At 71.4% G+C, this 14,531-nt stretch carries 15 protein-coding genes; 8 read left to right on the top strand and 7 right to left on the bottom strand.

The features are described 5' to 3' along the window. Nucleotides 1-13 precede the first annotated feature (13 nt). The 5 genes from ABD927_RS07665 (at nt 14) to ABD927_RS07645 (ending at nt 4,827) form a co-directional block, all read left to right on the top strand. Nucleotides 14-1,474, top strand: a complete 1,461-nt coding sequence (locus ABD927_RS07665) for an amidase (RefSeq protein WP_345247976.1) — start codon at nt 14-16, stop codon at nt 1,472-1,474. Continuing rightward, the gene (locus ABD927_RS07660; RefSeq protein ID WP_345247974.1) at nt 1,456-2,199 is read left to right on the top strand and encodes a transporter substrate-binding domain-containing protein; all 744 of its coding nucleotides are present in this window, start codon (nt 1,456-1,458) and stop codon (nt 2,197-2,199) included. The genes ABD927_RS07665 and ABD927_RS07660 overlap by 19 nt, the downstream gene beginning before the upstream one ends. Nucleotides 2,200-2,279: 80 nt before the next feature. Then, complete coding sequence (locus tag ABD927_RS07655) at nt 2,280-3,263, top strand: Bug family tripartite tricarboxylate transporter substrate binding protein (RefSeq protein ID WP_345247972.1); 984 nt, start codon at nt 2,280-2,282, stop codon at nt 3,261-3,263. A 23-nt stretch (nt 3,264-3,286) separates the two neighbouring features. Further along, complete coding sequence (locus ABD927_RS07650; protein WP_345247970.1) at nt 3,287-3,628, top strand: hypothetical protein; 342 nt, start codon at nt 3,287-3,289, stop codon at nt 3,626-3,628. 20 nt (nt 3,629-3,648) lie between these two features. After that, a complete protein-coding gene (locus ABD927_RS07645) occupies nt 3,649-4,827 on the top strand; it encodes a M24 family metallopeptidase (RefSeq protein WP_345247968.1) in 1,179 nt (392 codons plus the stop codon). 20 nt (nt 4,828-4,847) lie between these two features. Here the strand turns inward: ABD927_RS07645 and ABD927_RS07640 are convergent, their stop codons facing one another. From ABD927_RS07640 to ABD927_RS07625, 4 genes are all read right to left on the bottom strand, one after another. Continuing rightward, complete coding sequence (locus ABD927_RS07640) at nt 4,848-5,843, bottom strand: Bug family tripartite tricarboxylate transporter substrate binding protein (protein ID WP_345247966.1); 996 nt, start codon at nt 5,841-5,843, stop codon at nt 4,848-4,850. Nucleotides 5,844-5,878: 35 nt separating this feature from the next. Beyond that, nucleotides 5,879-6,856, bottom strand: a complete 978-nt coding sequence (locus ABD927_RS07635) for a D-2-hydroxyacid dehydrogenase family protein (protein WP_345247964.1) — start codon at nt 6,854-6,856, stop codon at nt 5,879-5,881. A 90-nt stretch (nt 6,857-6,946) separates the two neighbouring features. After that, entirely contained in the window at nt 6,947-7,558 is a 612-nt protein-coding gene (locus ABD927_RS07630; RefSeq protein ID WP_345247962.1) for a thiamine pyrophosphate-dependent enzyme, read from the bottom strand. Continuing rightward, the gene (locus tag ABD927_RS07625) at nt 7,543-8,079 is read right to left on the bottom strand and encodes a thiamine pyrophosphate-binding protein (RefSeq protein WP_345247961.1); all 537 of its coding nucleotides are present in this window, start codon (nt 8,077-8,079) and stop codon (nt 7,543-7,545) included. Before ABD927_RS07625 ends, ABD927_RS07630 begins: the two co-directional genes overlap by 16 nt. 121 nt (nt 8,080-8,200) lie before the next feature. Between ABD927_RS07625 and ABD927_RS07620 the strand changes: the two genes are divergently transcribed. The 3 genes from ABD927_RS07620 to ABD927_RS07610 all read left to right on the top strand — a co-directional run bounded on the left by ABD927_RS07620 (nt 8,201) and on the right by ABD927_RS07610 (nt 11,861). Continuing rightward, a complete protein-coding gene (locus ABD927_RS07620; protein WP_345247959.1) occupies nt 8,201-9,133 on the top strand; it encodes a LysR family transcriptional regulator in 933 nt (310 codons plus the stop codon). A 174-nt stretch (nt 9,134-9,307) separates the two neighbouring features. After that, a complete protein-coding gene (locus tag ABD927_RS07615) occupies nt 9,308-10,531 on the top strand; it encodes an IscS subfamily cysteine desulfurase (protein ID WP_345247956.1) in 1,224 nt (407 codons plus the stop codon). Nucleotides 10,532-10,727: 196 nt separating this feature from the next. Beyond that, entirely contained in the window at nt 10,728-11,861 is a 1,134-nt protein-coding gene (locus ABD927_RS07610) for a toxin-antitoxin system YwqK family antitoxin (protein WP_345247954.1), read from the top strand. On the opposite strand, the gene ABD927_RS07605 is transcribed toward ABD927_RS07610, so the two are convergent. The 3 genes from ABD927_RS07605 to ABD927_RS07595 all read right to left on the bottom strand — a co-directional run bounded on the left by ABD927_RS07605 (nt 11,810) and on the right by ABD927_RS07595 (nt 14,528). Continuing rightward, a complete protein-coding gene (locus ABD927_RS07605) occupies nt 11,810-12,391 on the bottom strand; it encodes an SAM-dependent methyltransferase (protein ID WP_345247952.1) in 582 nt (193 codons plus the stop codon). The two genes, ABD927_RS07610 and ABD927_RS07605, sit on opposite strands and share 52 nt — an antisense overlap. Then, the gene (locus ABD927_RS07600; RefSeq protein ID WP_345247950.1) at nt 12,388-13,770 is read right to left on the bottom strand and encodes an APC family permease; all 1,383 of its coding nucleotides are present in this window, start codon (nt 13,768-13,770) and stop codon (nt 12,388-12,390) included. Before ABD927_RS07600 ends, ABD927_RS07605 begins: the two co-directional genes overlap by 4 nt. 140 nt (nt 13,771-13,910) lie before the next feature. Then, nucleotides 13,911-14,528 (bottom strand): UbiX family flavin prenyltransferase, encoded by a 618-nt coding sequence (locus ABD927_RS07595; protein ID WP_425570209.1) that lies wholly within the window; start codon nt 14,526-14,528, stop codon nt 13,911-13,913. Nucleotides 14,529-14,531: the final 3 nt, after the last annotated feature.

Genomic DNA, 14,531 nt, shown 5'->3' with positions numbered 1-14,531 from the left:
GGAGCCCACGGCAGTGACCAATCCCGCAGCGCCGCTCGCCAGTCCAAAGAGCGCATGCCTTCCGCAGCTGTACGAACTGAGCCGGGCGCTGCGCGAGGGCGCGCTGAGCTGCGTGGATCTGGCGGCGGCCTGCCTGGCGCGCATCCGGGACGATGACGGCCGCCTGGGCGCTTTCGTCGAGGTCTATGCCGACGGCGCGCTGGCCGCCGCGGAGCAGGCCGACCGCCTGCTGCGGGCCGGGACCTGGCTGGGGCCGCTGCACGGCATGCCGGTCGCCGTCAAAGACGCCATCGAGGTCGAAGGCCGGCCCACGACTTTCGGGCTGTCGGCCCGGTCGGGCCGCCGCGCGTCGCGTTCGGCGGCCGTGGTGGAGCGGCTGCAGGCGGCCGGCGCCATCATTCTCGGCAAGACCCATCTGGTGCAGTTCGCGCTGGGCGCCTGGGGCGCCAATGAGCAGATGGGCACGCCCCGCAATCCCTGGGACGAGCGCACCCACCGCGTGCCGGGCGGGTCCAGCAGCGGCTCGGCCGTGGCCGTGGCCGCCGGCATGGCGCCGCTGGCCCTGGGCACCGACACCGGCGGTTCCGTACGCGTTCCCGCCGCCTTTTGCGGCATCACCGGCTTCAAGCCGGAGGCCTGCGGCATCGACCGCCGCGGCGTGCTGCCGCTCAGCCGCACGCTGGATAGCGTCGGCCTGTTCGCCCGTTCCGCCATCGACGCGGCCGCCGCCTACGATGCCGTCCGCGCCGATGCCGGGCGGGCGTTGCCGCAGCTGGCGCAGGCGCGCGACCTGCAGGGCGTCCGGCTGGGCCGGCTGGGCGAGGCCGACCTGCAAGGCGTGGCCGGCCCGGTGCGCGAGGCCTACGAGGCCGCGCTGGAGGCCATGCGGCGCGACGGCGCCCGCATCGTCGCCGCCGCATGGCCCGGCGGCTTCGCCGAAGCGGCGGATGTCACCAGTACCATCATGCTGGCCGAAGGCGCCGCCGAACATGGCAGGCTGGCGGCCGACGCCGGGCAGCCGATCGACGAACCGGTACGCCGGCGCCTGCTGGCCGGCGCGCGCATCCCCGCCACTGCCTACATCGACGCGCTGCGTGCCCGCGAACGGTGGCAGGCCACGTACCGGGCCGCGGCGGCGGCCGCCTTCGACGCCGTGGTCACGCCCGCCACGCCCGCCACCGCGGTGGCGCTGGACGGGGCGGATCATCTCGATCCGCCGATCCGTTTCACCCGCATGCTCAATCTGCTGGACGTGTGCGGCATCGCGCTGCCCTGCGGCTTCGACGACCAGGGCTTGCCTATCGGCATCCAGATCGCCGCCGGCAGCGGCGGCGCCGACCTGCTGTTGGCCATCGCCCACCGCTACCAGGCGCTCACCGATTGGCACCTTCGCCTGCCGCCGGACGGCGCGGCGCCCGCCTCCCCCTACCCATCGCCAGGAGCCACAGGCCGACCATGGACGCCATTCCCATAACCCGCGCCCTCGTGGCCGCCGTGGCGCCCACCGGCGCGCTGCGCGTCGCCCTCAACATGGGCAATCCCATCCTGACCGGCAGCCGCGGCGGCGCCCCCGCGCCGGCCGGCGTGGCGGTGGACCTGAGCCACGAGTTCGCCCGCCGCCTGGGCGTGGCGGCCGAGTTCGGCCAGTACCGCTCCGCCGCCGAATCGCTTGCCGCGGTCACCGGCGGCGCCGCCGACATCGGCTTCATGGCGATCGACCCGGGCCGGGCCGAGGGCATCCATTTCACCGGCGCCTACCTGGAGATCATCGGCTCCTACGTGGTGCCGCCGGGCTCGCCGATCGAGCGCAACGAACAGGTGGACAGCCCGGGCATCGACGTGGTCGTGGGCCTGGAGAGCGCCTACGACCTGTTCCTGACCCGCCATCTGCGGCATGCGCGGCTGCTGCGGGTACCGCTGTCCGAACAGGTGGTCGAGGACATGGTGGCCGGCGGGCACGCCGCCGGCGCCGGCATCCGCCAGCAGCTGGAAGCCGACCTGCCGCGCTTTCCGGGCGTGCGCCTGCTGGACGGCGGCTTCATGGTGATCCGGCAGGCGGCGATCATCCCGGCCGGCCGCCCGGCCGAGGCCCGCGCCGCGTTCGACGCCTTCGTCGAATGGGCGCGCGGCTCGGGCTTCGTGCGCGACGCGCTGGCGCGCCACGGCATCGAAGGCGCGCAGATCGCCGCCAGCCCCTGAGCGGGCACCGCGCCGCCGAGGGGGAGGGAAGAGGCACACCGTTTATTGCTGCGCTATCAACCGTGGATGAGAGGTGCCTTATGAAAGCAAGGAATGTGGTGGTCTTCGCATGCGCGACGCTCGCGTCGATGTTCGCAATCGCGCCCGGCGCCCGCGCGCAGGCGTATCCGACCCGGCCCATCCGCCTGATCGTGCCGTTCGCGCCGGGCGGCGGCAACGATACGCTGGCGCGGCTGTTCGGCCAGAAGCTGACCGAGTCGCTGGGGCAGGCGGTGGTGATCGAGAACCGGCCCGGCGCCGGCACCACCATCGCCACCGCCCAGGTGGCCCGCGCCGCGCCCGACGGCTATACGCTGCTGCTGTCGTCGATCGCCAGCCACGCGGTCAGCCCCAACCTGTACCGCAATCCCGGCTACGACCCGATCAAGGATTTCGCGCCGGTCGCGTTGCTGGGCATCGCGCCCGTCATCCTGGCCGTCAACGTCGACGTCCCTGCGCATTCGGTGGGCGAGCTGATCAAGCTGGCCAAGGCCAGGCCGGGCGACCTGAAATTCGCCTCCGGCGGCGTGGGCTCCGTGATGCATACCTCGGGCATGGTGTTCAGCCAGGTCGCCGGGGTGCAGATGCTGCACGTGCCGTACAAGGGCGCAGGCCCCGGCTACGTGGCGCTGATGGCGCACGAGGTGGACCTGGTGATCGACACCGCGGCCGCGCTGATGCCCTACGTCAGCACGGGCAAGGTGCGCGGCCTGGCCATCGCCCGCAAGACGCGGATGCCCGAGGCGCCCGACCTGCCCACCTTCGCCGAGGCGGGACTGCCGGAATTCGAAGCCAACGGCTGGTATTCCATCCACGCGCCGGCGGGAACGCCCGCGCCCGTCATCGACAAGCTGAACCGCGAGATCAACCGCATCAGCAACATGCCCGACGTCAAGGAGCGGCTGCGCCAGCTCGGCACCGAGGTCGCGCCCGACAATACCCCCGAGAACCTGACGGCCTTCGTGCGCAGCGAACTGGCCAAGTACACCCAGGTGATCAAGAACTCGGGCATCCAGCCCGAATGACCCGCACTTCCAGGACGACCGTGATGACTACCCCCGCATACCCGCCCGGCGCGCGCTACTTCTACATGGTGAGCTTCGAGATCGATCCGGCGGACGAGGCGCTGTTCAACGAGATCTACGAGACCGAACACATTCCCAACATCCTGACCGTGCCCGGCGTGCTGGGCGTGGTGCGCTTCCGCGACCACGAGCCCAACGAGCGCGGCTGGCTCTTCTATTCGGCGCTCTACTACCTGACCGAGGCCGGCCTGCCCGATACGCCGCAATGGCAGGCCGAGTCGGACAAGGGCCGCTGGGCGCCGCTGATCCGGCCGCGGGTCAAGTCGCGCCAGCGGCGCCTGGGCCGGCTGGCCGGCACGCCTTGACGGGCGGCGGGAGCCGGGACATGGACCGTATCGATTCCGCCCTGCTGCGGCAGCGCGTGGCGGCCGTGGAAGCGGACCTCGTGGCGGCCAGCATCTCGGCGCTGGCCGTCTATGCGCCCGGCAGCGCGCTGGGCAACCAGGCCGGCGCGCATGCCTGGCTGCGTTTCCTGTGCGATTTCGACGGCGTCAATACGCCTTCGCTGCTGGTGCTGCGGCCGGGCCGGCCGCCATCGCTGCTGACCGGCCGCAAATTCCACATGCGGCCGCGCACCGCCGAAAGCCGCCTGTGGTTCGACGACGTGCGCCACGTGGCGCCGCGCGACTTCGGCCGCCACGCTGCGCCGTTGCTGCGGGAGGCGGGCCGGCGCATCGCCTGGCTCGGCTACGACGAGACGCCGGCGCCGGTCTGGCAGGCGGTGGCCCTGCCGGACATCGACTGGGTGTTCGATTTCGACCGCCGCATCGCCCGGCACCGCGTGCGCAAGGGCGCCGCCGAACTGGCCTTCCACCGCGCCGCGGCCGCCGCCTGCGACGCCGTGTTCGACGCGCTGGCGCGGGCCGTGCCCGCCGGCCTGCCCGGCTACCGGCTGCAGGCCGCGATGGCCCATGCCGCGCGCGATGCCGGCTGCGACTACTGCGATACCTGGCTGACGGTCGCGCCGGCGGCCGACTTCTTCCGCTACAACCTGGACGAAGGCCTGCGCGGGCCGCGGCCGGGCGACCAGCTGCTGGCCGGCGTGATGCTGACTGTCGACGGCCACTGGGGCCATGCCGTGCGGACCGGCACGGTGGGCGGCCCGACGCCGGCGCAGAGCCGGCTGTACGGCATCTGCCGCGACATGTTCGACGCCGCGCTCGACGCGCTGCGGCCGGGCGAGGATTTATGCCGGGTCGACGACGCGATGGACACGGTGCTGCACCGCCATTACGCCGAGGGCGAAGTGCGCCGCACGCGCTCGGGCCACGGCCTGGGCTACGCCTACGAAGACCCCGTCGCCAGCCAGGCCTTCCCCAATGCCTGGGAAAAGGACGGCCGGCCGCGCGAGCCGGTGGAGGCGCTGCCGGGCATGCTGCTCGAGCTCCATCCCCATCTGTTCGTGCCGGACGTGGGCGGCGCGATGATCGGCGACATGGTGCTGGTTACCGAGACGGGCTGGGAACTGCTCACCCGCCATCCGCGCGATCCGCTCGTCTGGTAGCGGCCGAGCCCAGGGCGCCGTCAATCGCCCAGCTTCAGGCTGCGCGCCGCGATCAGGTCGCTCCACTTCTTCGACTCCTGGCGCATCAGCGTGGCGAATTGCTCGCTGGTGGACCCGGCGACGTCGAATCCCTGTTTGCGGATCGCCTCGGCCACCTCGGGGTCGGCCAGCACGCCGGCCACGGCCTTCTGGATGATCGCGATCGTCGCGGGCGGCGTGCCGGCGGGGACGACCAGGCCGGTCCAGCCTTCGGTCACGACGTTCGGGATGCCGGATTCGCCCAGCGTCGGCACCTCGGGAAACAGCGGCGAGCGCCGCGGCGAGGCGATCGCCAGCAACCTGAGCCGGCCGCCCTGGACGAAGCTGACGCCCGACGGCAGCGGCGCGAACATGGCGTCGGTCTGGCCCGACATCACGTCCATCAGGCCGGGCGTGTCGCCCTTGTTCGGCACGTGGGTCATCGGCACGCCGGTCTGCGCCGCGAACAGCTCGGCCGCCAGGTGGCCGAGGTTGCCAACCCCGGCCGAGCTGAAGTTCAGGCCTTGCGGCCGGGTCTTCGCATAGGCCACCAGCTCGGCCGGCGTCCGGGCGGGCAGCTGGGGATTGGCGAACATGCCGAACGTGATCGCGGTCAGCTGCGAAACCGCCGCCAGGTCTTCCTGCGGCTTGAACGGCATCGTCTTGTAGACCAGCGGGTTGACCGTCATCGTGCTCGGCACGGCCAGCCCCAGCGTGTAGCCGTCGGGCGCGGACTTGGCCACGGCGTCCATCCCGACGTTGCCGTTGGCGCCCGGCCGGTTCTCCACGACGACGGCGGCGGGCCATTTTTCGCCCAGCTTGGTGGCCACCATGCGCGCGATGGCGTCGGCGGAGGAGCCCGGCGCCTGCGGCACGATGATGCGTACCGCGCGGGCCGGATAGGATTGCGCATGCGCGCCCGCAAAACCCAGCACTGCGTGGAGAATGAGCGCAGCCATCCCCCTGCGGCCGAGCGGCCGCATCCTGCCTTCGATCATTTTGCGTCTCCTGTGTTTTCGTCGTGCCTGTCGGACTACTTGTCTCGGCCCAGAACCTCCTTGTTGACGACGCGCAGTTCCTCTCCGGACGCATAGCGCCGCACCTGCTCGAACGCCTCGCCGAAATAGAGCTCGAACGTTTCGCGGTCCGCCCAGCCGAGGTGGGGCAGGCACAGCGCGTTGTCCATTTCCAGCAAGGGGTGATTGCCGTCCAGCACCGGCTCGTCTTCATACACGTCGACCGCGGCAAAGCCCGGCCGGCCCGCCGCCAGCGCGGCTTCGAGCGCGCCGCTTTCGACCAGCTCCGCGCGCGCGGTGTTGACGAACAGCGCCGACGGCTTCATCAGCGCGAGATCGGCGCGGGTGACCGAATTCGCCGACCGCGGGCTGTAGCGCAGGTGCATGGAGAGCACGTCGGCGCGCTGGAAGAATTCCGCCTTCGAGGCGGCGACCTCGTAGCCTTCTTCGGCCGCGCGCCCGCGCGAGGATTCGCCGCCCCACACCAGTATCCGCATGCCCAGGCCGGCGCCGGCCCGGGCGACCAGCGAGCCGATCGCGCCCAGCCCGAAGATCCCGAGCGTGGAGCCGGCGAGCCGATAGGACAGCGTGGCGGGCCACATCCCCACCTTCATGCGGGCGGCCTCGGTCACCACGTTGCGGCGCGAGGCCAGGATCAGCGCCATCGTCAGTTCCGCCGGCGCGATCGGCGAGGATTCGACGCCGTTGGTGACGATCACCCCGGCCTGGGTGCAGGCGGCGTAGTCGATCAGCTTGCTGTGCCGGCCCACCAGGGCGACCAGCCTGAGCCGGGGCAGGGCGGCCAGCAGATCGGCGTCGATGGCGATGCGCTCCCTGACCACGACCACCGCGTCGGCGTCGCGCAGCCGCCCGGCCAGCTCGGCGCGGCTGCGCGACGCGGTGCGGAACACGGTCACGTCATGGCCGGCCAGCAATGAAAAGCAATCCAGGCTTCTGACGCAATCCTGGTAGTCGTCCGCGATGGCGATGCGCATGGGGTCTCCTGTGGTCCCGGGGAGCGCAGCCCCGGCATCTTCAAAACGAGCGCGCCAGGGCCGGGCTCGGGCCCGGCCGCGCAGGCGCGGCTATATCGGCTGCAGGCCCAGCGCGGCCCGGAAGCGGTTCTTGATGAATGGGCCGTCGCGCGGCGGCAGCGCGCGCGGCGGTTCGTCGGCCTCGATCAAGACCTGGGCGAAGGCCACGCCCTGGCGCGCCCGGATGCGGCGGGCGATGTCGTCGCAGGCGTCCAGGCCGTCGGCGGCGAAGGCGTCGGCGATGCCGAAGCCGCGGGCCACGGCGGCCAGGTCGGTGCCCAGGCCGGAGTGGCTGCGCTGCATGCCGGTTTCGCCGAAATGGGCGTTGTCGAGCACGACGATGGTGAGGTTGCGAGGCTGCTTGGCGCCCACCGTGGCCAGGCTGCCGATTCCCATGAGCTGTTCGCCGTCGCCGGTGATCGCCACCACCGACTCGCCGCGCCGGGCCAGCGCCAGCCCCAGCGCCAGCGGCACGCAGCCGCCCATGGCGCCCCACAGATAATAGTTCCGGTCGCGGTCGCCCGCGGCGAAAACGTCGTAGGAGGCCGAGCCCAGGCCGGCCACCACCAGGGCATCGGGCACGCCCGCCAGCAGCCGGGCGACGAAGGCCCGGCGGTCGGCGCGCCGGCCGTGCGCGGCCGGGGCCGTCAATGGCTTGTCCATTTCTTGCGCCCGATCAGGTTCTGGCCCAGCAGCACGGCGACCTTGCCGCCCGCCTCGAAGGCGGCGTCGAAGCCGGCGCTCACGATCTCTTCCGTTTCCTCGGCGCGCGACACGCGCAGCACATGGATGCCCATCAGCTCCAGCGCGCCCTGGGTGGCCCTGCCCATCGGGCCTTGCCACGGGTTGAACTCCGCGTATTCGCCGCGCATGGTCACCAGCGCGAAGAAAGGAAAGTCGGCCGCCTGCAGCAGCGAGAACATGTTCACGCAATTGCCCACGCCGCTGCTCTGCATCAGCAGCGCCGCGCGCTGGCCGCCCAGCCAGGCGCCGCCGGCCAGGGCCACGCCTTCTTCCTCGGTGGTCAGGACGATGTCTTCGATGTCGGGATCGGCGATGGCGCTGCGGATGAGGTGGGCGTGGCCGGCGTCGGGCACGTAGGCGATCTGCCGCACGCCGCCCTGCTTGAGGATTCTGAAGATGGCTTCCTGCCAGGCCGGCGCGGCCGGATGCGATGGACTCATGGATGGGGCCGGGAAGGGTGGAGGAGGTGGAGGACCAAGGAATCATAAAATCTGATCCGATCCGGCCAGAAATAGAAAATTGGCATGGAGCAATCACAGTTCGTCATCGGGGTATTCATCCATGGATCTCAAGCAGCTTCGCGCCTTCCTGGCGGTGGCCGAAACCGGTAACGTGACCCGGGCGGCCCGCATGCTGCATCTGGTGCAGCCCGCGGTGTCGAGGCAGATCCGCCTGCTGGAGGACGACGTCGGCGCGCCGCTGTTCGAGCGCGAGCGCTACGGCATGAGCCTGACCCGGGCGGGCCAGGCGCTGGCGGAACACGCGCGCCGGGCCCTGCTGGAGCTGGACCGCGCCCGGGCCGAGATCGCCGGAGTGGACGAAGGCGTCAGCGGCCTGGTCACGCTGGGCCTCCTGCCCAGCAGCATCGACATGCTGTCCAGCGCCTTCGCCTCGGCGGTCGCCGCCGAGTACCCCGGCATCCGCGTCTGCATCGCCATGGGCTATGCGGGCACGCTGCTGCAATGGCTGCAATCGGGAGAGGTGGACGCGGCGCTGCTCTATGGCATCCGGCGCTCGGCCGATATCCAGACGTCGCCGCTGATCGAAGAGCCCTTGTGGGTCATCGGCCCGCCGCGCAGCGGCCTGCGGCCGTCGCGTCCGGTGCCGCTGGCCGGACTGGCCGGCCGCCGGCTGGTGCTGCCCAGCGCGCCGCACGGCATCCGCACGCTGGTCGACCATGCCTGCGCCGTGGCCAACGTCGCGCTCGACATCGCGGTCGAAACCAATGCCCTGAGCGTGCAGCGCAGCCTGGTGCTGGGCGGCCAGGGGCTGACCGTCCTGCCGCCGATCGCGGTGGCCGACGACCTGCGCAGCGGCAAGCTGCGCGGCGCCCCGCTGGCCGATCCGGCGCTTGCGCGCACCATCGTGCTGGCGCTGCCGGCCGGACGGCCCACGGCGCGGCCCGTGCGCTGCGCGCTCGAGCTGCTGGTGCGCGAGGCGCGGCGGGCGGTGGTCTCGGGGTCGTGGCTGGAGGGCCGCTGGCTGGGGGAATGACGGGAGCAAGCGCGCGGCCGCGCCTGGCCGGCGGGCAGGCTGTGGCGAGCATGCCACACAGGGCGGGCGGGCCGGTTTTTCAACGCTGCCAGCCGGGGTATTACCTTATGCCGGGGCCGGGCGGGCTACCATGGCGGCCATTGGCGGAACCGCCGGCTACACCAGGATCAGAACATGCCCCAGACTCCATTGCGCCTGCCTGTCTACATGGACTACAGCGCCACCACGCCGGTCGACCCCCGGGTGGTCGACGCGATGGTGCCCTATCTGTACGAACAATTCGGCAACCCGGCCTCGCGCAGCCACGCCTACGGCTGGGCGGCCGAAGAAGCCGTCGAGGCCGCGCGCGGCCACGTCGCCGCGCTGCTCAACGCCGACCCGCGCGAGATCGTCTGGACCTCCGGCGCCACCGAAGGCAACAACCTGGCGATCAAGGGCGCGGCCCATTTCTACCGCGGCAAGGGCCAGCACGTGATCACCGTCAAGACCGAGCACAAGGCGGTGCTCGATACCGTGCGCGAGCTGGAGCGCCAGGGCTTCTCGGCCACCTATCTGGACGTCGACCCCGACGGCCTGGTGCCGCTGGAGCGGCTGGCAGCCGCCATCCGCCCGGACACCATCCTGGTATCCGTCATGATGGTCAACAACGAGATCGGCGTGATCCAGGACATCGCGGCCATGGCGCGCCTGTGCCGCGAGCGCGGCGTGCTGTTCCACTGCGATGCGGTGCAGGCCGCCGGCAAGATCCCCGTCGACGTGCAGGCCCTGGGCGTGGACCTGCTCACCGTTACCGCGCACAAGCTGTACGGCCCCAAGGGCATCGGCGCACTGTACGTGCGGCGCAAGCCGCGCGTGCGGATCGAGGCCCAGATGCACGGCGGCGGCCACGAGCGCGGCATGCGCTCGGGCACGCTGGCCACGCACCAGATCGTCGGCATGGGCGAGGCCTTCCGCCTGGCCAGGCTGGAAATGGCGGACGAGGCGCGGCGCGTGGGCCGCCTGCGCGACCGCCTGCTGGCCGGGCTGAGCGAGATCCCCGAGGTCTACGTCAACGGCAGCCTCGAGCACCGCGTGCCGCACAACCTGAACGTGAGTTTCAACTACGTCGAGGGCGAGTCGCTGATCATGGCGATCAAGGACGTGGCCGTGTCGTCGGGCTCGGCCTGCACCTCGGCCTCGCTGGAGCCCTCGTTCGTGCTGCGCGCGCTGGGCCGCAGCGACGAACTGGCGCACAGCTCGATCCGCTTCACGCTCGGCCGCTTCACCACCGAGCAGGAGGTCGATTTCGTGGTCGAGCTGGTCAAGTCCAAGGTCGGCAAGCTGCGCGAACTCAGCCCGCTGTGGGAAATGGTGCAGGAAGGCATCGACCTCGAGTCCATCCAATGGGCAGCGCATTGACCCCCCTACGTGCCTCGCGCGCCCCCCTGGGGCGATGCGGGCGGACCGGCGGAGCCGGATCCGCCGCATCCGGGATGGCAGTTGGGCTGGCGGGGCGCGACGCAAGGGGCCGCTCAGCTTGCATACAGGAAGCTTAAGGTAGGATGGCCGGTGCGGGGCCGGGCGCCGGCCGGCGCCCGCTCTTCAGGCTCCGTTCATGTCCAAGCTTTTCCGCTTCGCCCGTCTGCTCTGCTGGTTGCTGGTCCTGCCGTCCGTGCCGGCCGCGGCGGCGCAGGATTGCGAGGTGGACGGGGTGGCGGTCAATCCGTTCAACGGCCATGGCATCGCCGGCCGTTCGGGGCTGATGCGCTGCGTCGACCACGATACCGGCCAACTGCTGCGCGAGCAGGAGCTGAGCGGCGGCAAGCAGGTCGGCCTGGTCCGCGTCTACCGCAACGGCAAGCCGGTGCTCGAATACCAGATCGACGACAAGGGCCGCCGCGACGGCCGCGCGCGCGAGTTTTCCGAATCGGGGCAGGTGCTGCGCGACGAAACCTACGTCGACGGCCGCGCCACCGGCATCGGCATCACTTACTATCCCGACGGCCGGCTCAAGCGGGTGGCGGCCTACGGCCCGGCCGGGCTGGAAGAGGCCTTCGTGCAGTACGGCGACCAGGGCCTGCTGACCGACATCCGCTGCGCCGACCGGCCGGTGCTGGGCAGCGTGGTCGACGACGCCCGGCTGTGCGGCCACCGCGGCAAGGTGTCGGTGGTGAACCTGTACCTGCCCGGCGGCGTGCTGCATGCGAAGGTCAGCTACCTGGCCGGCAAGCGGCTGCAGATGTCCACCTACTGGCCCGACGGCAAGCTGTCCACCGAAACCGAATTCGGCCCGCCGGAGCGGCGCGAGCGCAGCTATGCCGAATCGGGCGTGCGGATCCGCGAAGAGCGCTGGGCGCGCCAGGGCGACACGCTGGTCAAGGAGTCCGAACAGCTGTTCCACGAGACCACCGGCGTGATGACCAGCGAGCGGCGCTGGCTCGACGGCCAGCTCGCGGTGGAGCGCACTTTCTACCTGAACGGCTCGCCGCGCCGCACTTCCACCTACCAGTACGAGGGCGACGTGCAGACGGTAACGGTGGAAGACTTCTACGACGACGGCACGCCGGCCGCGCAGGGCAGCTACGTGATCACGCGCCGGCAGGATCGCCTGCCCACCGGCGTGCACCGCCAGTACGACCGCAGCGGGCGGCTACGCGCCGAGGCCACCTACGACAACGCGGGCCGGCTGCAGAGCGTTCACGAATGGCCGGACGGCGCGCCGCCCGAGGCCGGCACCGTCCAGAAATAGATCCGTTCGCCGTCGACCGTCAGTACCCGGTCGGGCTGCCACTCTTCCATGTCGAAGGCATGCGAGACGATGCGGGTGCCGGGCTTGAGCGCCAGCAGCTTGGGCCGCAGCTTCATGTTCAGCGCCGGCAGCAGGTACAGCGTGATGACGGTGGCTTCCGACAGATCCTGCTCGAACAGATCGGCCTGGATGAATTTCACCTTGTCGGCCACGCCGGCCTGGGCGGCGTTGGCATTGGCCTCGCGGATCCGCTGCGCGTCGATGTCGAAGCCCACCGCGCGGATGCCGAAGCGGCGGGCCGCGGTGACGGGGATGCGGCCGTCGCCCGAGCCCAGGTCGTACAGCACGTCGCCCGGGCCGACCTTGGCCACGTCGAGCATCGCGTCGACCACCGACTGCGGCGTCGGCACGTACATGACGTCGGGGCTGCGCAGATAGCGTCCGCCGCCCGCGCAGCCCGCGGCGCCGAGCGCCAGGGCCACGGCGAGCAGCGCGGCGCGCCACAGGGCGCGGGGGGAAGCCGGATTCATGAGGGATCTCCTTGCCGGGTCGGAACCCATGGCGCGCCGTGGGTGCGCGCCGCGTCCGGGCGCGCCAGCAGCAGCAGGGCGCCGGCCGCCAGCACGGCCAGGCCGGCGATGGCGCCGATGCCGGTATGGCGCACGCTGGCGTACAGCAGGTAGGCGCTGGTGGCGCAGAACACCAGCGGCGTGAACGGATACAGCGGCACCCTGAACGGCCGCGCCGCGCCGGGCATGCGCCGGCGCAGCACGAACAGCGACACGCCGGTCAGCACGAAGAACAGCCAGAACACCGGCGCGGTGTATTCCACCATCGTGGCGAAGCCGCTGCGGGTGACCGCGCCCAGCGCCACCAGCGCCAGCGCGACCGCGCCCTGCACCCACAGCGCGGCGGCCGGCGTGTCGCGGCGCAGGTTCCAGCGGCCCAGCGGCGCGAACATCGGCGTGTCGCGGCCGAAGGCATAGGTGGTGCGGGCGCCGGCCAGGATGGTGGCGTTGGCCGAGGTCAGCGCCGAGACGGCGATCAGCGCCGCGATCAGCCTTGCCCCGGGCTCGCCGAACACCAGGCGCATCATGTCGGCGGCGATGGCGTCGGAGGCCGCCATGCCGGCCAGCCCCAGCATCCTCAGGTAGGCCGCGTTGACCAGCAGATAGAGCAGGGTGATGAGCGCCAGGCTCCAGAACAGCGCGCGCGGCAGGCTGCGGCCGGGGCCGGTCACCTCGGCCGACACGTAGGCGGCCTCGTTCCAGCCGCCGTAGGTCAGCATCACGAAGATCAGCACCAGCCCCCAGTTGGCGGCGGCCGGCGCCGCGGCGGGCACGGCCGCGGGCAGGGCGGGCGGCGCGGCCAGCAGCCCGACCGCGACGATCAGCGCCACGCCGCCCACTTCCACCAGCGTGAGCGCGTTCTGCGTCCACTTGCCGGCCTTCAGGCCGGCGATGTTGAGCAGGGTCAGCGCCGCCACCATCAGCGCCGCGTACAGCGCCGCCGAGTGCGGGCCGATCCGCCACACCTGGGTCATGTAGTCGCCGAACACATAGCCCAGCAGCGCGATCGAACCGGTGGGGATGACCGTCAGCCGCGCCCAGGCGAACAGGAAGGAGAGCCGGTCGCCGAAGGCCAGGCGCAGAAAGCTGTAGTCGCCGCCGGCGTCGGGGTAGGCGGTGGCCAGTTCGGCGTAGCACAGCGCGCCCGCGACGGCGATCAGCCCGCCCAGCAGCCAGGCCGCCAGCATCTGCCCCGGCGTGCCGGCGTTGGCGGCCACCAGCGCCGGCGCGCTGAAGATGCCGGCGCCGATGACGATGCCGACCACCAGCGCCATCACGTCGACGGTGCGCAGCAGGCGGCGCGGGGCGGGATCGGCCGGGCGTTGCGGGCCTGGGTTCATGGCGGATCCTGGACGATGGACGGGGAAGCCGCCCGGACGGACGGCGTCGCAATGGGCGACTATGCCAGCGCGCCGGCGCGAGCCGCCAGCGCGGTCAAGGAAGTTTACATATTCCTGAACGACGGGTCACGGTCCGGGCGTCATTCCTCCGACGCCACCGAGCCGTGTTTCAGGCCGGTCCAGCGGCCCAGCCGTTCCGAATGCACGCCGAACAGGTCAAGCGTGCGCAGCACAGTGTGGTTGACCATCTGGTCCAGCGTGGCCATCTTGCTGTAGAAGGCGGGCACCGGCGGGAACACGATGCCGCCCATTTCCGTGACTGCGACCATGTTGCGCAGGTGGGCCAGGTTCAGCGGCGCCTCGCGCGTGAGCAGCACCAGCCGGCGGCGCTCTTTGAGCACGACGTCGGCGGCGCGCGTGATGAGATTGTCGGCGAAGGCATGCGCCACGGCGGCCAGCGTTTTCATCGAGGTGGGCGCGATCACCATGCCCTCGGTCAGGAACGAGCCGCTGGCGATGGCCGCGCCCACGTCGGCCGGGTGGTAGACGGCGTCGGCCAGCCCGTTCAGGTCTTTGCGGCCCAGCCCCAGCTCGTGCATGGTATTGAGCACGCCGGCGTCGGACACCACCAGGTGGCTTTCCCAGTCCGGCATGCTGCGCAAGGCCTCCAGCAGCCGGATGCCGTAGATGGAGCCGCTGGCGCCGGTGATGGCGACGATCAGGCGGTTTTTCTGGTTGGGGCCGCGGGAACGGCTCATCGA

Source organism: Pigmentiphaga soli (assembly GCF_039541095.1).
Lineage (GTDB): Bacteria > Pseudomonadota > Gammaproteobacteria > Burkholderiales > Burkholderiaceae_B > Pigmentiphaga > Pigmentiphaga soli.
This window is presented reverse-complemented; position numbering and strand designations above follow the sequence as displayed.